Source organism: Saonia flava (genome assembly GCF_011927795.1).
In the GTDB taxonomy this organism is placed as follows: Bacteria; Bacteroidota; Bacteroidia; order Flavobacteriales; family Flavobacteriaceae; genus Saonia; species Saonia flava.
Map to the genome: position 1 here is coordinate 801370 of NZ_JAATJJ010000001.1, position 21713 is coordinate 823082.

General features: G+C 35.8%; 18 protein-coding genes. 9 read left to right on the forward strand and 9 right to left on the reverse strand.

The window, feature by feature from the left end; all coding sequences use genetic code 11:
* Positions 1–2: 2 nt before the first annotated feature.
* The 7 genes from GGR42_RS03545 (at position 3) to GGR42_RS03575 (ending at position 7663) form a co-directional block, all read left to right on the forward strand.
* Positions 3–1847 carry a leucine-rich repeat domain-containing protein gene (locus tag GGR42_RS03545; RefSeq protein ID WP_167960911.1) on the forward strand — a complete coding sequence of 615 codons (1845 nt, stop codon included), beginning with the start codon at positions 3–5 and terminating at the stop codon, positions 1845–1847.
* A gap of 122 nt (positions 1848–1969) precedes the next feature.
* Positions 1970–3007 carry a c-type cytochrome gene (locus GGR42_RS03550; protein WP_167960913.1) on the forward strand — a complete coding sequence of 346 codons (1038 nt, stop codon included), beginning with the start codon at positions 1970–1972 and terminating at the stop codon, positions 3005–3007.
* A 10-nt stretch (positions 3008–3017) separates the two neighbouring features.
* Positions 3018–3698 carry a Tat (twin-arginine translocation) pathway signal sequence containing protein gene (locus GGR42_RS03555; protein ID WP_167960915.1) on the forward strand — a complete coding sequence of 227 codons (681 nt, stop codon included), beginning with the start codon at positions 3018–3020 and terminating at the stop codon, positions 3696–3698.
* Positions 3699–3716: 18 nt separating this feature from the next.
* Entirely contained in the window at positions 3717–4130 is a 414-nt protein-coding gene (locus tag GGR42_RS03560) for a DsrE family protein (protein ID WP_167960917.1), read from the forward strand.
* A 31-nt stretch (positions 4131–4161) separates the two neighbouring features.
* Complete coding sequence (locus tag GGR42_RS03565; RefSeq protein WP_167960919.1) at positions 4162–4962, forward strand: sulfite exporter TauE/SafE family protein; 801 nt, start codon at positions 4162–4164, stop codon at positions 4960–4962.
* Between the two features lie 29 nt (positions 4963–4991).
* The gene (locus tag GGR42_RS03570) at positions 4992–6491 is read left to right on the forward strand and encodes a pyridoxal phosphate-dependent decarboxylase family protein (protein WP_167960921.1); all 1500 of its coding nucleotides are present in this window, start codon (positions 4992–4994) and stop codon (positions 6489–6491) included.
* A complete protein-coding gene (locus GGR42_RS03575; protein WP_167960923.1) occupies positions 6488–7663 on the forward strand; it encodes a DUF1624 domain-containing protein in 1176 nt (391 codons plus the stop codon). Before GGR42_RS03570 ends, GGR42_RS03575 begins: the two co-directional genes overlap by 4 nt.
* A gap of 58 nt (positions 7664–7721) precedes the next feature.
* On the opposite strand, the gene GGR42_RS03580 is transcribed toward GGR42_RS03575, so the two are convergent.
* The 8 genes from GGR42_RS03580 to GGR42_RS03615 all read right to left on the reverse strand — a co-directional run bounded on the left by GGR42_RS03580 (position 7722) and on the right by GGR42_RS03615 (position 18601).
* A complete protein-coding gene (locus GGR42_RS03580; RefSeq protein ID WP_167960925.1) occupies positions 7722–9473 on the reverse strand; it encodes a hypothetical protein in 1752 nt (583 codons plus the stop codon).
* Entirely contained in the window at positions 9466–11682 is a 2217-nt protein-coding gene (locus GGR42_RS03585) for a tryptophan-rich sensory protein (RefSeq protein WP_167960927.1), read from the reverse strand. Before GGR42_RS03585 ends, GGR42_RS03580 begins: the two co-directional genes overlap by 8 nt.
* Positions 11679–12977, reverse strand: a complete 1299-nt coding sequence (locus tag GGR42_RS03590) for a BatA domain-containing protein (protein ID WP_167960929.1) — start codon at positions 12975–12977, stop codon at positions 11679–11681. The genes GGR42_RS03585 and GGR42_RS03590 overlap by 4 nt, the downstream gene beginning before the upstream one ends.
* Position 12978: 1 nt before the next feature.
* The gene (locus GGR42_RS03595) at positions 12979–13875 is read right to left on the reverse strand and encodes a DUF58 domain-containing protein (RefSeq protein WP_167960931.1); all 897 of its coding nucleotides are present in this window, start codon (positions 13873–13875) and stop codon (positions 12979–12981) included.
* Positions 13876–14871, reverse strand: a complete 996-nt coding sequence (locus GGR42_RS03600) for an AAA family ATPase (protein WP_167960933.1) — start codon at positions 14869–14871, stop codon at positions 13876–13878.
* A 13-nt stretch (positions 14872–14884) separates the two neighbouring features.
* Complete coding sequence (locus tag GGR42_RS03605; protein WP_167960935.1) at positions 14885–15505, reverse strand: DUF4159 domain-containing protein; 621 nt, start codon at positions 15503–15505, stop codon at positions 14885–14887.
* Between the two features lie 109 nt (positions 15506–15614).
* Positions 15615–16931: a TldD/PmbA family protein gene (locus GGR42_RS03610; protein ID WP_167960937.1), complete on the reverse strand. Its 1317-nt coding sequence runs from the start codon at positions 16929–16931 to the stop codon at positions 15615–15617.
* Positions 16932–16960: 29 nt separating this feature from the next.
* On the reverse strand, positions 16961–18601 hold the full coding sequence (locus tag GGR42_RS03615) for a TldD/PmbA family protein (RefSeq protein ID WP_167960939.1): 1641 nt from the start codon (positions 18599–18601) through the stop codon (positions 16961–16963).
* A 242-nt stretch (positions 18602–18843) separates the two neighbouring features.
* Here GGR42_RS03615 and GGR42_RS03620 point away from each other — a divergent pair, with 242 nt between their 5' ends.
* On the forward strand, positions 18844–19980 hold the full coding sequence (locus GGR42_RS03620) for an MFS transporter (RefSeq protein ID WP_167960941.1): 1137 nt from the start codon (positions 18844–18846) through the stop codon (positions 19978–19980).
* A 51-nt stretch (positions 19981–20031) separates the two neighbouring features.
* Positions 20032–20772, forward strand: a complete 741-nt coding sequence (locus GGR42_RS03625) for a tyrosine-protein phosphatase (RefSeq protein WP_167960943.1) — start codon at positions 20032–20034, stop codon at positions 20770–20772.
* A 472-nt stretch (positions 20773–21244) separates the two neighbouring features.
* On the opposite strand, the gene GGR42_RS03630 is transcribed toward GGR42_RS03625, so the two are convergent.
* Positions 21245–21713: T9SS type A sorting domain-containing protein (locus GGR42_RS03630; protein WP_209023920.1), on the reverse strand; the 469-nt coding region annotated here is incomplete at its 5' end.

The following is a 21713-nucleotide window of genomic DNA, read 5'->3' on the forward strand; positions in this document are numbered from 1 at the left end:
TCATGAAAACAATATACTCAGTATTGAAAGTAATTATTAAGCCAAACCTTATTTTTCTTTTAGTGGCCGGTTTAACAAGTTGCGGCAAAGATGATGGGCCAGCACCTATACCCGAATCACCAGAAATTGTAAAAAGCTTGGAAAAGGAAATAATAAGCTTTAGTTTTTTATCCGCTAACAATACCGTATTAGCTGTCGATATTACTGCAATTATAAATGCTACGGCAAAAACCGTTGCTGTTAATTTACCTAGTGATACGGCACTAACCGCTTTAACACCCACATTTTCAATTTCTCCAAAAGCAAGTATTTCCCCAGAGGGAGAACAAGATTTCACTAACCCCGTAACCTATACCATTACAGCAGAAGATGGCTCAACCAGTAGTTATATAATAACTGCAACCAGTAAGAGTAGTGCAAAACAAATTACAAGTTTTGTTTTTCTATTGACCAACAATCCAATAGAAGTAAATGTTGTGGGCACCATTGATGAGGAAAACAAGACCATTTCTGCCACCATGCCTCCTGGGACCAATCTCTCAGGTCTTTTACCAGAAATTCAACTATCTGACCTGGCCACAATAAACCTTACTGCGCCACAAGACTTTACAGACCCATTGGAATATATAATAACCGCCGAGGATGGATCAACCAGCACCTATACGGTTACGGTTCACGTTGAACTTACACAGCGTCAGGTTTTGCAGGCCATTTTAGATGCCAATCCGGAGTCCACTCTAAATTGGGATCTTGTAAACACTGCGGACTTAGGCAGTTTAAGTGGTGTAACGGTAGATGTGGAAGGGAATATTGTAAAATTACAGATCTACGAAAAAAAACTTAGTGTTTTACCGCCTGAAATTGCTTTATTGACGCATCTCACATCATTTAGCATATATGGTAATTATGTATCATCTTTCCCTGTAGAATTATGCCAACTTACTAATTTAACAAGTTTAACACTAACTCTAAATCAGCTTACTGCATTACCTCCAGAAATAGGGCAATTAACTAATTTAACATATTTAAATCTAGAAGTAAACCAACTTACTTCTTTACCCTCTGAAATAGGTCTATTAACAAATTTAACCTATCTGGATCTAGGAACAAACCAACTTACCTCTTTACCCTCTGAAATTTGGCAATTGACAAATTTAACTACATTATCCATGTATTATAACAGACTTACTTCACTTCCAAAAGAAATAGGCCTATTAACAAATTTAACATTCTTGGGTTTAAGTGAAAACAAATTTTCCATCCTACCAGATGAAATAGGTTTATTGACTAATTTAACAAGCTTGCAACTTTTTCAAAATAGTTTAGTTACAATACCTACGTCTATTTTTTATTTAAGTGAATTTAATGACTTGTCTGTTCTCAAAGATGATGGCATTCCGTACGGAAATACTTCTCAAAATAGCGCACTCATTAGTATATATGCTGCAAATCCCGATAATACTTTGGGATGGACCGTTGATAATTATCCAGATGTTACTTTTAATACCAATGGCAATCCTACTATTTTACAAATGGGTAAAAAAGGCCTTACATGGTTACCTGTTGAAGTAGGTCTACTTACCGCTTTGGAAACCTTAAATGTAAACGACAATAGTTTGGAAAGTTTCCCTGCAACACTTGGTAATATAAATACACTAAATGTTATAACAGCTGCAAATAATAAGATAGGAACAGTCCCTGCAGAATTAGGGCAACTATCTAACCTAGCATTATTGTCCTTGACCCAAAACCCTATAACAAGTATCCCCACAGAAGTTTGTGATTTACAAGTCTCAAATGGTGGTATACTTACAATTTTAACTGATTCTGGCAAAGGTTGTGATTAATTAAACCCATTCACAGATACTGCTAGTAAATGCATAAATCAATGAAGTGTGTACCACATCTATTATTATTAAACTTGCGTACCTCTCCATATATTAAAAATTAAAGAAGTAGAACTCTCTCTATGAAAGATGAAACTACATATTTATTTAAAAAACTGAAACGGCAAATTAGCCTTTGTTGTGGCTCAATGGCCTTGGTTGTGGTTATTACCATTCTGCTTTCCTATGGGGTATTCAGGAGTAATCCAATGGAATTGGAAGAAATAGCACTTAATCCTATTGAATCAAAATATGACATTTCGCTACTGGACAATTCAGGTAAAAATGAAATTATAAAATTTGGTCATGAACTTTTTACAAATACACCCAAATACCTTGGTCCAGATAATGGCAAACCGGACATGGTCTATTCTGGCAATAGATTGGCATGTAACAATTGTCATTTGCAATCAGGAACAAAACTCTATTCCGCTCCCCTTATTGGTATCATCAATAGGTTTCCACAGTTTAGGGGCAGGGAAAACAAAATAGGGACAATTGAGGAAAGAATCAATGGCTGCTTCGAACGGAGCATGAACGGTAGGGTAATTCCGGTTGACGGAAAAGAAATGAACGCATTGGTGCAATACCTAACCTGGTTAAGTCGGTTTGCGCCCGAAGATGGAAAAATAACCGGTCAAGGGTTTGTTGAAATCAATATTCCTAATAGAAAAGTAAATCTTGCAAAGGGTAAGCGGATTTTCACTACAATTTGTACAAAATGTCATGGAAGTAACGGCCAAGGCGAAAGAACTCCTGATGGGTTCACCTATAAATATCCTCCTTTATGGGGTGAAGATTCCTATAACAATGGAGCTGGTATGAATCGTGTGATAACCGCTGCCCAATTTATAAAAGGTAACATGCCCTACGGCATCACCTATGATAATCCACTACTGACCGATGAAGAGGCCTATGATGTGTCTGGTTATATTAATCAACAAAAAAGACCTGAAAAATTAAACAGAGAAAAGGACTTTCCTGATTTAAAGAAAAAGCCGGTATCGACCCCCTATCCGCCTTATGCAGATTTATTTTCAATTGATCAACACCAAATGGGACCCTTTCAACCCATTATGGAATTTTATAAACAAGAGTATAACATGATTAAAAACAAATAAATAATTTATTATGAAAACACAAAAAAGTAATTCAAGAAGAAATTTTATGGGAGCAATGATGCTTGGAGCAACGGCCAGTACGCTTTCACTATTTACCAATGCTGTACATGCCAATTTACCATCCTATGATGATAAAAAAATGGATGAAGCTGATGAATGGTTCAAGAAAATTAAAGGATCGCACCGTGTTGTATATGATGGTTCTAAGCCCCATGCAGGATTTCCAATAATCTGGAACTGGGCTTTTTACCTGTCCAACAACGAGACAGGATCTACTGATGATGACATTACCGCAATGACTGTTTTAAGACATGATGCCATTCCTTTTGCCTTTAACTCCGCTTTGTGGAAAAAATACAACCTAGGAGAGGTTTTTGGTGTTACCGATAATACTACAAAAGAACCAGCATTACGTAATCCTTACTACGAACCTCAAGAAGGTGATTTTCCAATGCCTGTAATTCAAGGGATTAAGGATATGCAACAACGCGGTGCGTTATTTTGTGTATGCAACCTTGCCATATCTGTATATAGTGGGGTTGTTGCGCAAAAAATGGGGCTGGATCCAAGTGAAACCTATCAAGAGTGGATAGATGCCGTTCAACCAGGAATACAGGTTGTACCATCGGGCGTATGGGCATTGGGTAGAGCACAAGAAAATGGCTGTGGTTACATTTTTGCAGGCGAATAATTATTGTAAAATATCCTTATGAAAACAATAATAAATATATTAATAACATTCCTGTTCAGCACACTAATTTTTGCCCAGGAAAAACCGGTTAAAATCGTGTTTGATGTAACAAGCAGTGAAGCCAGTGTCCATGAATCCGCGGTAAAACATGTAAAAATGATGGCCGAGGCTTATCCAGATTCCAAGTTCGAAATGGTGATGTATAGTGGAGCTTATGGTATGGTTGTTAAAAACACTTCAACTGTTTTAAATCAAATGGAGGAACTCGGCACTATTGAAAATGTAGATTTAGTGGTCTGTCAAGCATCACTGAACCGTCATAAAATTGAGGCAACCCAATTGATTGCTGGAGTAAGGGCAGTTCCCGATGGAATTTTAGAAATAATTCAGAAACAAGGAATAGGTTGGGGTTATATAAAAGAAGCAAAGTAATCAACTTTCTTTTGAATTCTAAGTAGAAAAAATGGATGCCGTACAGATTTTAGGTTATTTAGGGGCATTGTCCGTTGGAGTAGTTTTAGGTTTAGTGGGGAGCGGGGGTTCAATTATCACAATCCCCATTTTAACCTACCTATTTCATATGAGTCCCATTACAACAACTGCTTACTCTTTATTTGTTGTTGGCACTTCTGCTTCGGTAGGTGCTGTAAACAAATTAAAGAAAGGTTTGGTTGATTTCAAAATTGCTGTTGTTTTTGCAATACCCGCTTTTATATCGGTATATATTGTCCGTAAATATTTACTACCTATAATACCTTTTGAGATTGTTACCATAAACGACTTTGTAATTACAAGGGACATGGGTATCATGGTGTTTTTTGCTATCATAATGCTTTGTTCTTCTATTTCTATGATATGGAAAAGGGAGCTGTCCACTAATATAAATGTCTTTAGTGGCAACAACTTTCCATTGTTAATACTAGCGGGAATAGTTATTGGTATACTTACAGGCATTGTTGGTATAGGTGGCGGATTTTTGATCATTCCCACATTGGTTCTATTATTAAAACTGCCTATGAAAAAAGCAGTGGCAACCTCTTTGTTCATTATCGCAATAAAATCAATAATTGGATTTATAGGCGATTTGGACAATGTGGAAATTAACTGGCATTTTCTCTTACGGTTTACCATAATATCTATCTTAGGCATATTCTTGGGCATTTACCTTTCGTCTTTTATCAAAGGTGAAAAGCTTAAAAAATACTTTGGTTGGATGGTGTTATTAGTTTCTTTTGGTATTCTATTTAAAGAGCTCTTTGCTTAAATTGCTTTCGAGCAATAAATAAAACGTAAATGAACAAAAGTAGAAGTACACCCGTAGAAATTAACAAGTCCGACTTTAAAAAAATAGGTTATGATTTAATTGATACTATAGCTGACTTCTTTGATACTATTGAAAGTTATAAGGTTACATCAGGTGAATCGCCCGTACAATTACAAAAGACTTTAACTGCTACTGGTTTACCTGAAGAAGGTAAGTCGGCCGCAGAAATCATTTCAAGATCATCAGACTTATTACTAAACCATTCCCTATTTAATGGGCATCCAAAATTTATGGGGTACATTACCTCCTCTCCCGCTCCCATTGGAGTCTTGGGAGATTTACTTTCTGCCGCAGTGAATCAGAATGTGGGCGCCCAGATTTTGAGCCCTATGGCCACTGAAATTGAAAAACAGACAGTTCAATGGTTGGCGGAATTCATTGGAGTATCTCCAAGTTATGGTGGTGTTTTGGTCAGTGGAGGCAATATGGCAAACTTCAATGCATTTTTAGTGGCAAGAACAGCTAAAATGCCCAAGAGCCTGAAAGAAGAGGGGCTTGTAAACACCAATTCAAAACTTGTGGCCTATTGCTCCAAAGCGACCCATACTTGGGTGGAAAAGGCAGCCATACTGTTTGGCCATGGTTCAAAATCAATTCGTTGGATACCTACAGATTCTGAAAATAGGATGAACAACGACCTATTGTCCAAGACTATACAACAAGATTTGAGAAATGGCTACCAACCTTTTATGGTAGTGGGTACCGCAGGAGACGTAAGTACTGGAGTAGTTGATAATTTGAAAGAAATTGCTTCCATATGTAACAAAAACAATCTTTGGTTTCATATCGATGGTGCCTACGGTGCCCCAGCAGCAATTATACCAGAATTCAAAAGTGTATTTGAAGGTATGGACTTAGCAGATTCCATTGCAATTGATCCCCACAAATGGCTATATACTCCACTTGAAGCAGGTTGTACATTGGTTAAAAATCCTAAGCATCTCATAGACACTTATAGTTCCCATCCTGAGTATTACAACTTTAGCAAAGATGAAGAAGGGCAATCCTTAAATTTCTATGAATACGGACTTCAAAACTCCCGAGGGTTCAAGGCTTTAAAAGTCTGGATGGCTTTGCAACAAATTGGAAGCAATGGGTATACAGAAATGATAGCTGAAGATATTAAATTGTCAAAATTATTATACGAATTGGCCGAAAAACATCCAGAATTAGAGGCTATCACCCAAAATTTAAGCATTACCACCTTCAGATATGTGCCAATGTATGGTCTTCCTGAAAATCAATTAAAGAGAGAGGCATACTTAAACACTTTGAATGAGACTTTATTGGACAGTCTGCAACAAGGTGGAGAAGTCTTTTTATCAAATGCTATAGTACTGGAAAAATACTGTTTAAGGAGCTGTATCGTAAACTTTAGGACTTCAGAAAGTGATATTCAAGAAATAATAGAAATTGTTATAAGGGAAGGAATAAAGTTGCATTCCCAAATGCAAAAAGCAACCCTATGAGCAAAACAAGAGAAAGAATTAAGTCAATAGACATGCTAAGGGGCTTGGTAATGGTACTCATGGCATTGGATCATGTTAGAGATTATTTTCATTATGATGCCTTCTTCTTTGACCCAAATGATTTGACCCAAACAAATGGAGCGCTATTCTTTACTCGTTTTATGACACACTTTTGTGCTCCCGTATTTGTTTTTTTAGCAGGTACCTCTGCTTTTTTTGTAGGACAACGAAGGAATAAAAAATCACTTAGTACCTGGCTTATAAAAAGGGGGATTTGGTTGATTTTAGCTGAACTCACCATTATAAAATTCGGATGGCTCTTTAAACTTGATTATTCAATGGTATTGCTTCAAGTCATATGGATACTTGGTTTGGGAATGATATGTCTGGCAGGTTTTATCAACCTTCCAAAAAAACCGGTAATCATTTCATCGGTACTGGTCATTATAGGTCATAATTTATTTGACTCATTTGCACCAACTGGAACATTAAGTTCTGGCATTTGGTCTTTTCTTCATGTATTCAACATCGTGGAAGTTGGTAATATGCAGATTTTTACTGCTTATCCGATACTTCCATGGATTTTTGTAATGCCCTTGGGCTATTACTTTGGGGAACTCTATAGGCCAACAGTTGACAGTAATCTTAGAATAAGAAAGCTGCTGCAAATTGGATTGGGACTTACTCTATCATTTTTTATCCTTAGATTCATGAACATTTACGGAGATCCTTATTTTTGGTCCAACCAGGGTACTTTTAGTTTTACATTGATTTCGTTTTTTAATATCACCAAGTATCCACCTTCATTGTTGTTTTTATTACTTACCATTGGACCATCTATTGCATTTCTTGCCTTTGCAGAAAAGTGGAAAGGAGCCTTTTTTGATAAATTGATTGTAATTGGTCGTGTCCCCATGTTTTTTTACATCATCCATATTTATGTAATACATTTAATTGCCCTCTTTGCCGCTTTGTTAACGGGTTTCACTGCTTCCGATATGATGATAGATGTTTGGGTAACCATGCAGGCCGGGCTTCAAGGTTATGGTTTTGACCTTTGGGCAGTATATATCATCTGGATAATTTTAATAGTATTATTATACCCCATTTGCAATTGGTACAACCAATACAAAAATAATAATAGGGACAAGTGGTGGTTAAGCTACCTATGACAACAACTATTTAAAAGTAAAATTGACTTTTCTTATGAACGCGCAATATTATAAATAACTAACTTCCGAGCAACTTGGGCTCTAGCCATAAATACCCTGCACTAAATAAGAAAACTAAATAAAACCATAGTGGATTAATTTCCTGAGGTACTTCCATATTTAGACTTTCAATTACCGGTTTATTGAAATGCCTTACATTATCATGGATAGTTCTATTTTTAGTAAGTGATCGCCACTTTGTAGAATCCATCACAAAATACTCATATACTTGGGTCGTATCGTTTTGTAAAATCAATTTATTCCATCCCAAATTTCTAGGATACGTAGTTCCTCCCCATATGCTTGCAACTTCCACATCCTGCATCAAAGGAATACCATATCCATCATTGCTTTTGATTTCTGGGTTTTCAATTTCTGTACGAACCTTAAATTCAAAAGGTTGGTCCTTGTATGCAAATTTTGAGGCTGGATTCCATTCTGCAATCGGAATACTTTTTTTACTAGTGGCTTCAATTATTTCCTTCCAAAACTGTTGGTAGGTTTTACTATTTCCATTTAAAACCAACTCGTACGTGCTTTCCAAAACAGTTGTTCCAATTCTACCCTTTCCCATCTTCTTATAAGCAGCAAGCAGCTGATTTCCATATTTATAGGATGGCAAAACACCCAAATCTTCTTTAAAACGGTATGGATACTTGCTTACAGCCCTATTACTTTCTTGAATACTTACCTCAACCATATTTTCTCTTTCAAAACTAAAATGTGAAGTTTTCCCAGGCAATCGAAAATAATTAAGATTTGGTTGAATAAACAGTCCCAAACCTTCTTCTCTAATTGAATTTTCAACCACAGAAATAGATTTTAATGACATATTTCTATAGGAACCAACATCAATTATCAACAAATCAAAATCACTTAAATTTTTTTCCGAAAAGGTATAGATTGGTGTTTTGTTTCTATTGAAATATTCAAACTTATAACGGTTTTTGGTAATCTGACTTCGCACCAGAACTTGATGCCCCATTTCCGCTAGATAATTTTTTAAGTATTTCGTTTCAAAGGTTGGAAAATTGTTTACAATCAATATTTTCAATGTATCCCTGCCTATTACTTTTATTGGCAAAGGTTCATTGGAAAGAAGCTTTCCCAAAGAATCTCTTTCTTGTAAAGCGTAGATAAACTTTCCTTTTACTGGAAGGTCAGCTTCCAAACTAAATCCATATGAGCTTTCGTTCTCAAGTTTTATAGAATCCAAACTGGCACCGCCAGGCCCACCTAAAACAAGTCTGTTTCCCACTTGTGGTTCATTATAAAGTCCATTTAGGATTACTTTAGAACCAATGGTATTTTCTTTGCTGTAGTTTAGCCTTGAAATGCCTTTAGGCAAACTACCTCCCAAATATGTTACGGGGGTAGAATCTAATTGCCAAAGGTCATATGTTTGTAATCCATGGCCTAAAACAAATAAAGAACTCAAAGAATCCAGCCTTTGCTTTAGCGGTTTGTTTTTCTCGTATTTTATAATCTTGACCTTTTTGTAGGTATTTTTAATACTATCCAATTGATTGTTGTCATAGCCCTCTGTAATAAGTACTCCCAACCCCTTTTCGACCTCTTTTAAAAATGTAGGCTTTAATGCAATGGCAGCCAATGAACCAATAGCTAAAGATGATACAAAAGCTTTGAATATAAAACGGCTCTTACCAGATTGTGGCCATTCTTTCCATAAAAAGACAGTTAACAAAACAAGGGACCCTATTAAAGTAGGCCACAATAGATGCTTGTTTAAAAAAGCTATTTCCCTAATCATTAACTTCTAACTCTTTTAATACCAATTCATTAATTTTTCCAACAGTTGCTTTTCCTTTTTTAGGATTGGGATTTTGTACTTTAATGGCTTGTAACAAGCCTCGTTGTGTTTCTTTTAACCTCTCCATAGTTGCACCTGTATCCTCGGTAAGCCATTTTAACCGTTGTAAGGTTTTTAGATGTTTTCCAGGTTCCTTAATTGCCATAAGTGCCAATTCCATTCCCGCACCTTTAAAAAGAGCTTTATCCTCCTCTAAAATCAAACTTCGGTTAAGAATCAATTCCTCAAGTCTAAAAACAGCTTGCCGCATAAAGGGGTTTTCCTCTGCTTTTCCAATACCTTCCTTTTTTTGAAAGTTGACAACCTCATCCAAGTCACCTGTCAATCTTACTTCTTCCTTTATAGGTGGAGGGTCAAAACCAATCCGATGAACATATATACGGGCACTGTTCTTTATTTCCTGAATCAACTTCAATGCTCTATACTGATACGGTAACGATTCTTTTGGCGTGTACAAACGTAAATACAATTCGGCATCCCACATTTCTCCCATTGCCTGTTTTAGCTTACTTCTTAAGGATTGGGTAAACAATGTGGATTCCTCAGGGTCATCATGATTATGAAGAAAATTACTCAATGGATCATCCGCTTCTTCCATCGTATCCTCTTCATGTTCATGGTCAACTAAATTATGCTCATTGTCGCCGTCATGGTCATGGGTATACTCTTCCAAAGGGTCTTCAGTTTCATTCACTGTTTCTACTGTACTTATTTCTTCAGTCACTTGAATACCAGAATCTGCTTCATCTCCCATAAACTGTCCATACTTTAGGCGCAGTGCTTTTTGGTCAAAACCCAATTCATTGCTCGTAGCATTAAATTCCTTTTTTGTTAATTTGGATTGATTGGCAATTAGCTTTTCAGTGTCGATAATAAGCTGGCGCTGGCTTCTAAAATAATCGGGCATTAAATCAACCCCCATAGTGCCCTCCACTGCAAACTGATTGGTGGCCGTATCTTTGATTACTGCAAAATAAGTTTCTCCTTTTGTAATATTTGGATTGGGTTGTTTGCTATCAATAGCTTCGACATGGAAATAAAGTTCGTCACCAGGTTCCATTTTTAAATTATCTAAATTGATTTTTTTAAACAGTGATAGACGTTTGAGTCCCTTGGAAAATCTATCATCAAAATTCAATTTTTCCTCACGAAACTTTACAGACTCACCTTCACCCTTGGTAACTGTAGCTATAATATAAACTTCATTAATTCCATAATCATCTGTAATTAACGTTTTGAAGGATAATTCTTTTTTGTCATAAAAAGAAAAGGAGGTAAACTGGTTTAAATCCTGAATTTCCAAAACTGGACTTTTATCCTTGGTTACTTCCATAACATACAAATCAGAAATATAAGAACCTCCATTAACACCTGTAAACCTAAAGTTGTAAAATCCAGATTCCTTTAAAGTCATTGTTCTTATGTATTCGCCCTTTTCCAATTTCATAGGATAACTGTCACCTCCACTTTCCATAACAACACTTTTAACCTCCCCCTTAAACTTTATCCCCCATGACAGTCGTGAGCCTTCCAAAGCCGTTATATCCATTTCTTCCGTGGTCACAGGTGAGTTCTTTGTATACAATGGATATAAAATAGTAAGTTGTTGGCTTTCTAGTATCGGAGGTATAGATTCCATTGCCAATGAATCAACAGGTTGTACTAAAATAGAATGTTGGGAGCCCCCATTTGTATTTACACTTATACTACTACTCCAATTAAAATTATATGCAAAAAATGAAATAATAATACATAAAAAAAAAGTGATTCCTGCTGTCTTTAAATGGTTTATGGGTTGAATCTTACCAATTTCCTTATCTAACTCATCCGTAACCCTATACTGTTGTAATATTCCCAAAGTGGACAATTGTTCCTTTGGCTTTAACAAAAGGCCTGTACTATATTCCATGGATTTTATTTCATTGTCAAGAAAATGACAAATTTTGTCCAAGTTTAGTTTCCATGGCTTATAAAGAATGGATAATGTAGCAACTAAGGTTATAAACAGCAGTACTGATAAAATTATATTTGAACTAAGAATGTATATTAAAATCGATGGCCCAATGGCGTAAAGGAAAATCTCCAATCCTTGCATAAGCAACCATCGTTTTTTAAACTTCATTAATATGTTCTTGCCAGAATCTGTCATTGCTTCCTATATTTTGAAAAAAATCGTTCTGCAATTAATATAAAGAATAAGGCAATCCACAACCAAGGAGAAATATCGGTGGTTTCAAAAAGACCGGCCGTGTTCTTCCTATTTGATTGAATTGGATTCAACTCTTCTACATCAACTACTCGCTTATCATATAACAATGCTTCTTTATCAATTTCCGGATATAAATCCAGAGACTTAATTATGTGTTCCGCCAAATGTTCATTAATAATGTTTTCCGAGGTAAGTGGCCTTGTTATATGGTACATGTTAGGAAAAGAACTTAGCTCAATTAATTTAGAAGCAAGACTGTCGGGCTTATATGCCAAAACAGTGGCTTCCGTTTCTGGAACAGGTTCTTCGCTTAACCAAACAATACTATTAAAGGATAATAAACTTTCTCCACTAGCCTCACTGACCTTTTTTAAGTTAATTTCTCTATCCAAATACTTTGACACCGCTCTATAGGCTGCTTCTATATATGTAACATCACCAGAAAGACTATCCTTGTAAACCAATAATACTTCCAAGGGTTTTAAGGTCTTTATAGGAAAGTTTTTTCTAGTTCCATTTAATAGAATTGAAATACTGTCTTTCTGTTGATTTATTTCAATTTGTTCATTTTTCAAAGGGATGCTTCTGCTCTCAAAAGCAAGTTTCTTGCCATCACTAATTACACTTAAAAATTGCGCTTGCTCCCCATTTAAATTTGCTTCCAAAATGTCTTCGTAAGATGTGTTTTCAGAATCTATTACTATCAAGTGTACGTTAGAATGGACCACTGGTCTCATTCCCTTTATTCCAGACACTAAACCTTTTGTAAACACCACAATACTATCCGATTGTATGGAACTCATTTCCTGTGCCAAATGCCAGTAATTTAGAGGTGGATGGTTTTTAATTTTTGTAGAGTTTTCATCCCATTTAGGAAATCCAGATTTTAACAACCGCAAATCTGATACTGGAAGTGAATCCAGAATGCTCTTTAACTTGTTGTTGGAAAGTAATGAAGGTTCAATGAGATAAGTAATAGGGTTCCGCAAACCATTTGTCTTTAATTGCGGGCCTGCACTAATTAAAACCAAGAGAAACAAAGTCAATAATCGTAATGCAAGCAACCATAACTCATTAATTTTAATGGTGTTGGTTTGTTTGGGATTAGTATTTTTTATAAACTTAATACTCCCCACTTTTATGGTCCTAACCTTTTTTTTACTCCACAAGTGTATTGCAATTGGAACCGCCAATCCCAATAAAGCCCATAGATATGTAGGGTGGAGAAAATTCATTTCACAAAAGTCTAGCCCGTTTTTTTAAAAATAGTTGGAGCGCTTCTCCAATAGGTTCATCTAACCGAAACATTTCATAGCTTATATTGTTGGTTAGAAGCTTGTTTTTTATTTGCTCAATTTCATCTTGGATAGCTTTTAAATATTGTTTTTTAACTTCTCTAGGATCCACTTTTAATCTGATTCCCGTTTCTAAATCTTCAAAAATAGCTTGGCCTTGATAATCAAACATCAGTTCACTTTTACCCATTATATGAAAAACCACCACCTCGTTTCTTGAAGTCTTTAACTGTTCGATTATTTGGGAAAGTTCAGTATTATATTCATACAAATCCGTAATAAAGAATAGTAATTCTTTTTGATTTCTATTGTGGATTTTATCTAAAGAATTCAAGTTTTTTGGTAATTGCCCTTTAGATTGAATTGAAATTAATTCATGTAAAAATCGATTATAATGTTGTTTTTGCATTCTTGGGGGTACGCTCTGTACATATTGATCATTGATAGTGATAAGTCCTATTGCATCCCCTTGACTTTGTGCCAAATTTGCCAATGCAGCTACTATTACTTTAGCAAAATCTATTTTTGAGAGTCCGTTTTCCTCATGAAGCATAGATTTGCTGGAATCTATAAAGAACTTCACATTAATATGGGTCTCAATTTCAGATTGTTTAATATAATACCTGCCTGAACGTGCCAACATTTTCCAATCCAACAACCGCATATCATCCCCGGGTTCATATCCCCTATACTGGCTAAACTCCATACCTAATCCCACTCTCCTACTTTGGTTAAGACCAGCAAGGTATTGGTCCACAATTACTCGTGAGATTAGCGCCAACCCAGTCACGCTATTAATAATATCGGGCTTAAGAATTTCGCTGTAGTCCTGTTTCATTTAAAAAACAATTGCTTGCAAAAGATGTTGTGTAACCTTGTCAGACGTTATGTTTTCTGCCTCCGCCTTAAAATTGACAAGTACTCGATGGCGCAATACTGGTAGTGCAACATTTTTTATATCTTCCATTGTAACAGACAAACGTGCATTTGCCAAGGCTCTTGCTTTTGCCGTTAAAACCATGGCTTGGCCAGCACGTGGTCCGGCACCCCAACTCACCCATTCTTTTACATATTCATTGTCAGTGGTTTCTGGTCTTGTAGCCCGTACCAATTTGCTTACATAATTCACTAAATCATCACTTATAGGTACTTCTCGCACCAAATGTTGTAACCTTAATATATCATCACCTGTAATTATAGATTTTATGGCTTCCTTTTTTGTGCCCGTTGTGTTTTTTAGTATTTGGGTTTCTTCCAACTCACTGGGATATCCAATTTTGATATAAAAAAGAAAACGGTCTTGTTGAGCTTCGGGTAAAGGAAATGTTCCAGATTGTTCTATTGGGTTTTGTGTGGCTAGAATAAAGAATGGCCTATCCAAGGAATAAGTTTTACCAGAATACGTAACCTCAAACTCCTGCATAGCTTCCAATAAAGCTGCTTGTGTTTTAGGCGGGGTACGGTTAATTTCATCCGCTAGGATAATATTGGCGAAAATGGGGCCTTTATTAAATTCGAAAAACTTTTTTCCGGTACTGTGGTCTTCTTCAAGTATTTCAGTTCCAATAATATCCGATGGCATTAAATCCGGTGTAAACTGTATTCTTTTAAACTTTAAATCAATGGCCTGGGCCAAAGTTCTTATCATTAATGTTTTTGCCAATCCGGGAACACCTTCCAACAATGCATGACCTCCAGCCAAAAAAGTTATAAGTAATTGTTCCACTGTTTCCTCTTGCCCAATAATGACCTTGCCAATTTCTTTCTTTAAGTTGGCCAACTTAGAAGTAAGGATATCAACTTCTTGTTGAATCTTCATCAATTCTTTTTCCATCTATATACTTAATTTATGATGTAAGTGCATACATCACTATATTTACACCAAAGCGTGTATTATCAATTTTATACCATCTTTTATTCCTAAAATCATAGTCCCATTCGCAGCCATAATCTTTATTACTGTACAGTACACCTATTCTACCGTTGATAACTATTGCCTTTAAGTATTCATGAACAAGATCGTCCCCCCAACCATTGAGCTCTTGTGAGGTAGTAGGTGGTCCATTTTCAAACTTGAAAAAAATATTATAGATCTCATGATCATTGGGGATTTTGTTTAATTTTCCAACTCCAAAGATATCTCCCATTTGGCGCTCAAAAGACTTGGCAAACAAACCATCTATATCATGGTTGCAATCATCCACGAAGACAAACCCACCATTATCAATATATTTTTTGAAGTTCTCCTTCTCCTTTTTGGTAAACTGCACCAGTTTATGACCAGACAGATAACAAAACGGACATTTAAATATATCATCACTGCTTAAACTGATGATATTTTCTTTCTTATCTACTGCCAATGTAGTATACTCAACCAACGAATTTAAAAGATTCGAAGGCATCCGCTGATCAACATCCCAATCTCCAGACTCATATTGAAGTCTTGTAAAGAAAAAATCATTGCTCACTCACTCTTTTTTTAATCAAATAAATTTCCACATTTAAAGGAAACTATATAAAAAAACTGGCTGCTTTGAATGAATCGCGACAACCAGTTTGTTATAAATTACCTATTACTTATACTGCATCTGACAAGCTGGTAAAAGTGAAGTCCCTAATTTTCATATAAGGAATTAAATTACCATCCACTCTAACTTGTTTGCCAAGTGTTTCCAAGTTGTTCAACATAATTATTGGGCTTTCATTAAACCTGAAATTTTTAACAGGATATTTAATTTGGCCATTTTCAATGTAGAAAGTTCCATCTCTGGTTAGCCCTGTATACAGCAAAGTTTGGGGGTCCACAGAACGAATATACCATAATCTTGTAACCAAAATTCCCTTTTTAGTTCCTTTGATTAAGTCCTCCAAAGATGCGTCTCCACCCTGCATTATAAAATTACTTGGGAAAGGTACGGGGTCCACTCCTTTTTCCTTCGCCCAAAAACGACTATAAGCAAGGTTCTTTACCACCCCATTTTCTATCCAATTCATTTTTTTCAAAGGTTGTCCTGCACCATTCCATGTAGAAGTAGGTACATCTGGATTTAAAGGGTCCGACCATATACTTACCCGCTCATCAACAATCTTTTCACCTAGTTTTGTACCGCCTCCTTCTTTTGACATGAAGTTACGGCCTTCATCAGCCGATCTAGCATTAAGGGCACTCCCCATTCTTCCTAAAAGGTCACTAGCTGCAGCTGGCTCCAATATTACAGTATATTTACCTGGCTCAATCGCTTTTGCCTCTCTGGACATAACCGCCTTGTCAATAGCTACATTAGATGCTTCTAAAGCATTGAACTTAGAAATATCATTAAAATCCCTAGTCACCCAACCAGAACCAGTACCATCATTAGTTCTCATGGTTACTGTAAATTCAACAGACGTAGATTTATTATAGGCAAAAAGGCCATTAGAATTAATCATAGCTGAAAAACCAGAAGAATCATTTAAAAATCCAGCCGCGGTAACATCCTTTTCAACCGCTGGTTGAATACTACTATTGGCTACTTCTGCACGATAATCCGGTGTAATACCTGCAGTTGTATTAAAAAAAGTTAAAGATTCATCATAAGACTGTGGTCCCAATGGACCCATGAATTCAGGGTTTTCCGGAGAAAGTTTTGCCAACTCCTCGGATCTTGCAACTACTCTTTTAAGTGATTCATCATCAAATTCATCAATAGTGGCCGTTCCCATTCGTTTTCCAAAATTGGATTGAACAACCAAAGTTTGGTTAGATCTGTGACCCGAAGTAGAAACACTATTGCGAGCATATCGAATATTGCCACTTTCACTACCCTCTAAATTTATTTCACAGGCATCGGCTGTAGAAAAGCTTAATGCTTTTTCCATAATTTTCCGAGCCTCTTCTTCTGTATATATTGCCATTTTAATTTCTTTAATTTTTAAGACTTCTATTAAACACTCCTGCCGGTATTGATAACATTGATATCATTGAATCTTGTTGTAGAACTACCATGGGAAACAGCACTTATTTGAGAAGGTTGTCCTTTACCGTCAAAGAAAGACCCGAATAAACGATAATCACTCTCATCACAGATTTTTGCACATGAATTCCAAAATTCCTGAGTATTGGATTGATATGCTACATCATTTAGCATTCCAACAATCTCCCCATTTTTTATTTCATAAAAAGCAGTCCCCCCAAATTGAAAGTTATATCTCTGTTGATCAATAGAGTAAGACCCCCTACCTGCTATATAAATTCCCTTCTCCACATCTTTTATCATTTCAGCAACCGAATACTTATCCTTACCTGCTTCCAATGAAATATTTGGCATACGTTGAAACTGAACATCATTCCAACTCTGTGCATAACAACAGCCATGGGATTCATTTTGATCGATCATATTAACCTGATCCCGAATGGCTTGGTAGTTTACCAGTACCCCATTTCTTATAATATCCCATTGCTTGCCTTTTACACCTTCATCATCATACCCAACAGCTCCCAATGAACCAGGTTGTACCTTATCGGCCACGATATTAACAATATCACTACCATATTTAAAGTTTCCCGATTTCCATTTGTCCATTGTAGCAAAACTAGTTCCTGCATAATTGGCTTCATAACCGAGCACACGGTCTAATTCTGTAGGGTGTCCAACGGACTCGTGTATTGTGAGTCCTAAATGGTTGGGTTCCAATACTAGGTCATATTTACCTGGATCTACAGATTTAGCGCTAAGCATTTCTTTTGCCTGCATAGCAGCAGTTGTGGCATCTTCGACCATATCATAACTCCCTCTGTACAACTTAAGTCCCGCTGCGCCCTCTAATTTTTCTGAATCCAGTCCATCCATATACTCGTATCCCATACCCATTGGGGCACTCATGGCCTGTCTTGTCTTAAACTTACCTGCCTCCCGGTCTACCGCTGTAACTCCAAAAGTTGGCCATATCCGATGTATGTCTTGATCAATATATGAACCATCGGTAGAGGCAAAATACTTTTGCTCATTTACCATAAAAAGAGCCGAATTAACAAAGTTGGCACCATTCTCCATAGCAGCCGAATTGGCTTTTAATAAAAGATCAACTTTCTCTGAAACAGGAACATCCTTAAAATCCTTTTTAATGGGGGTTTTCCATGAAACCTCACCATGACCTGATACTGGAGCCAGCTTTACTGGTTCTTTTTGAAATTTGGAATTGGCCTTGGCAATTGCCACAGCTTGTTGGGTTGCCTTTTTAATTCCATCTTCAGAAACATTATTGGTAGAGGCAAAACCCCATGTTCCGTTGGCAATTACTCTAATTCCGATTCCAAAAGATTCGGTGTTCACTACATTTTGAACCTTATCTTCCCTAGTAAATACATATTGGTTTAGATATCTCCCAATTCTAGCATCTGCGTAAGTGGCTCCCAAAGACTTGGCGGTGTTAAGGGCAACATCGGCCATTCTTTTTTTAACAATAACATCCATACCCGGCTCAAGCATAGCTTCAACAGGAATAATATTTCCCATCATAGCCGAAGGCACCATTAAAGCACCCGCACCCAAACTGGATAATTGAACAAAATCTCTTCTTTTCATTTAAATATATTTAGTTCTATCTTAATATTCTCTTTTGAAATATTTTCATACAAAATACAAAATAGTGATTTTTAACTTATTCCACTAATTTTGTTAGTTACTTGTTAACTGTATTATTAAAGTGCCAGAAATATTAGTTGTAAAACAAGGATTGTACATTTAAACAACCTAAAAAATAATATCATTGAAAGTTTTTGTTTTGATTCACATAACCTCGGATATTTGTATTTTATTTCTTCACAATGGATATTAGGGTTAAACAGCGAACAGCATTAAGCATTTTCTTTTTTCTTTCCGGATTCTGTTTTTCTACTTGGGCCTCTAGGATTCCTACGATTAAATCTTTTTTTGGTTTTAACGAGGCAGAATTGGGCAGTGTCCTTTTGGCAATGCCCATAAGTTCTATGATTGGGCTACCCATATCGGGCTGGCTGGTTTCAAAGTTTGACAGTAGGAAACCATTGTTTTTTTCCTTTATTTTATTTTCAATCTCACTGATTTTCATAGGTTATGCACAAACTCCATTTTTCTTGATATGTGCCATTGCCATGTTCGCATTTTTTATGAGAATATTGAATATTGCGGTAAACACGCAGTCAATAACCCTGCAAAGAAAATTTGATAAAAAAATAATTGGCTCCTTTCATGGTCTCTGGAGCACAGGAGGGCTTTCTGGAGTTGGTTTCTCCACCTTAATGGTAAAATTTAATATTGGTATTGGCCAACATATGCTTATGGTTGCCATTTTAACATTGGTAATAACATTATTTGCCTACCCTTATTTAATTAAACATGATAAGGCACCAACTGGCAACAAACTGATTTTAGGCAAACCAGACCCTTTTATTCTCTACTTGGGGATTCTTGTATTCTTTGCTGCGGTTTGTGAGGGAGGTATGTATGATTGGAGTGGCGTATATTTTAGAGAAGTGGTCAAAGTAGAAATATTCACATATGGATATCTTATTTTTATGGCTTGTATGGCGCTTTCTCGATTTTTTTCTGATAAAATAATTGAGAATATTGGAATGGAAAAAACTTATATTATCAGCGCTTCTTTTATTGCCATTGGAGTCTTAACTGCAATTATTTTTCCAAATTTTTGGTCTTCAATGATAGGTTTTTGCCTTATAGGTTTTGGTACATCCTCCGTATTTCCAATGACTTTTGCTTTGGCCGGAACCTCAAGCAAATATTCCCCAGGAATGGCAATGTCCATTATTGGGACCTATGGTATATTGGGAATGCTCATAGGCCCTCCTCTCATTGGTTATTTGGCACATGCTTTTAACTTAAAAATATCTTTTATAACATTTATTATTTCTGGATTAATGTTGATTCCCATTTCCCAACTCTTTTTTAAGCTTCAAAAAAAGTAAAATAACCAATAGATTTGGAAACACTATTTTTGTCCTGAAATTTTGTATTCTATGTTTCATTTCTTTAGTAAGAAAATATACCTTGTTGATTACCTAGAAGGGTTTATTGATATTCATAACCATATTCTTCCGGGAATAGATGATGGTGCCAAAACTGTTGAAGAATCTATTGCTTTGATAAAAGGATTTTCCGAATTTGGAGTAAAATCCTTTGTTGCTACGCCGCATATAATGCATAATTATTACCCAAATACTCCAACGACAATTGAAAACTCATTGACTGCCCTTAAAAATGAGCTTTTAAAAAACAATATGAAAGACATTTCTATTGAGGCTTCAGCTGAGCATATGATAGATGATAATTTTGAGACTATTTTAGAAGCGAGAGAGGTAATGTCCATTAGAAAAAACTATTTGCTAATTGAAATGTCCTATTTGCAACCCTCCATAAATTTTGATATTGCTATTCAAAAAATTGCCACAGCTCGTTATTTTCCAATTTTTGCACATCCAGAAAGATATGGATACCTACACAATGATTTTGAAAAGTATTTAAAGTACAAAGAACAGGGTATAATGTTTCAAATGAATTTATTATCCCTTAGTGAATATTATGGAAAAGAGGTCCAAAAAACGGCTTTTAAACTGCTAGAGAATAATTTAATTGATTTTATAGCAACTGATGTTCATAATATAAGACAGTTGAATAGTTTAAAGGATATAAAAGTGTCTCAAAAAGTCTTGGACAAAATTCTCTATGTTATGGAAAATACGATTCAGTCGTTCTATTAGTTATAAAAAGGTCCCTCAATCTATAATATGGTCTTATTCTAATAATTACTGTATATTCATCATCTTTAACGAGCTTGGATAGTTCTGGGCAATTCAGTTAATTTACAGATTTTCATATTATATGTTCTTTAAAAGCATTTGGGAATAATTCAAACTTTTTATTTCTTTAACGCCCTTCTTTGGTATAATTTTAGTTTCAATAGAATAATCTTTTACCAAAAAATAACTCAACTAAAGGCATACCATTAAAAACAAAATGTTTTAAACCGCTAAGGTAAATTTAAGGAGTAATATGCAAAGGTCTTTCGAAACATCTATTCAATTTTCCTATCAGCCATTACCACATCATTCTATTATAATTTTGTTGTGTTTACAATACAAGTTATGTTACGGGCCTTTCAAAAAAAGGGCCCGTAACACAACTTGCAACCTATCTAAATAAAGTCAAACTTTTTGATTATTTATAAAATTGCTATTTCCTAACAATCAACTGTTTAAAATAACTCTTTCCATCTTGTGTGATTATGTCCAAATGATACACCCCACTTTGCAAACTATCAATTGGTAGGACATAAACACTATTGTCTATTTTCAATTCTGAAGCATAAAAAGTACCTACCTGCTGTCCTGATGAATTAAAAATTATCACTTCTTTCAGATTTGAATTACCGATGGTTGATAAAGTGACCTGCATTGTTCCAGGATTCGGATATAACATAATTTCGAAAGGAACAATTTGTGCTTCATTATCAATAGTTACCGTTGTATAATCACTTATTCTTGCCGAGAAACTTGGAGAAGATCCAGTAACCAGTACATTATCAATAAAATAAAATTCTGGATTACCGCTGACGATCATCTCCATGACAATCTGTATCGTTGAGCCCGTAAGGCCGTCCGCAGTGAAGGTCTGTGGGGCTATATCATCCGATACAAATCCG

Excerpts from the sequence above, each read along its gene's own strand:
- GGR42_RS03545 (WP_167960911.1), top strand. The coding sequence starts at position 3 with ATGAAAACAATATACTCAGTATTGAAAGTAATTATTAAGCCAAACCTT.
- GGR42_RS03550 (WP_167960913.1), top strand. The coding sequence starts at position 1,970 with ATGAAAGATGAAACTACATATTTATTTAAAAAACTGAAACGGCAAATT.
- GGR42_RS03555 (WP_167960915.1), top strand. The coding sequence starts at position 3,018 with ATGAAAACACAAAAAAGTAATTCAAGAAGAAATTTTATGGGAGCAATG.
- GGR42_RS03560 (WP_167960917.1), top strand. The coding sequence starts at position 3,717 with ATGAAAACAATAATAAATATATTAATAACATTCCTGTTCAGCACACTA.
- GGR42_RS03565 (WP_167960919.1), top strand. The coding sequence starts at position 4,162 with ATGGATGCCGTACAGATTTTAGGTTATTTAGGGGCATTGTCCGTTGGA.
- GGR42_RS03570 (WP_167960921.1), top strand. The coding sequence starts at position 4,992 with ATGAACAAAAGTAGAAGTACACCCGTAGAAATTAACAAGTCCGACTTT.
- GGR42_RS03575 (WP_167960923.1), top strand. The coding sequence starts at position 6,488 with ATGAGCAAAACAAGAGAAAGAATTAAGTCAATAGACATGCTAAGGGGC.
- GGR42_RS03580 (WP_167960925.1), bottom strand. The coding sequence starts at position 9,473 with ATGATTAGGGAAATAGCTTTTTTAAACAAGCATCTATTGTGGCCTACT.
- GGR42_RS03585 (WP_167960927.1), bottom strand. The coding sequence starts at position 11,682 with ATGACAGATTCTGGCAAGAACATATTAATGAAGTTTAAAAAACGATGG.
- GGR42_RS03590 (WP_167960929.1), bottom strand. The coding sequence starts at position 12,977 with ATGAATTTTCTCCACCCTACATATCTATGGGCTTTATTGGGATTGGCG.
- GGR42_RS03595 (WP_167960931.1), bottom strand. The coding sequence starts at position 13,875 with ATGAAACAGGACTACAGCGAAATTCTTAAGCCCGATATTATTAATAGC.
- GGR42_RS03600 (WP_167960933.1), bottom strand. The coding sequence starts at position 14,871 with ATGGAAAAAGAATTGATGAAGATTCAACAAGAAGTTGATATCCTTACT.
- GGR42_RS03610 (WP_167960937.1), bottom strand. The coding sequence starts at position 16,931 with ATGGCAATATATACAGAAGAAGAGGCTCGGAAAATTATGGAAAAAGCA.
- GGR42_RS03615 (WP_167960939.1), bottom strand. The coding sequence starts at position 18,601 with ATGAAAAGAAGAGATTTTGTTCAATTATCCAGTTTGGGTGCGGGTGCT.
- GGR42_RS03620 (WP_167960941.1), top strand. The coding sequence starts at position 18,844 with ATGGATATTAGGGTTAAACAGCGAACAGCATTAAGCATTTTCTTTTTT.
- GGR42_RS03625 (WP_167960943.1), top strand. The coding sequence starts at position 20,032 with ATGTTTCATTTCTTTAGTAAGAAAATATACCTTGTTGATTACCTAGAA.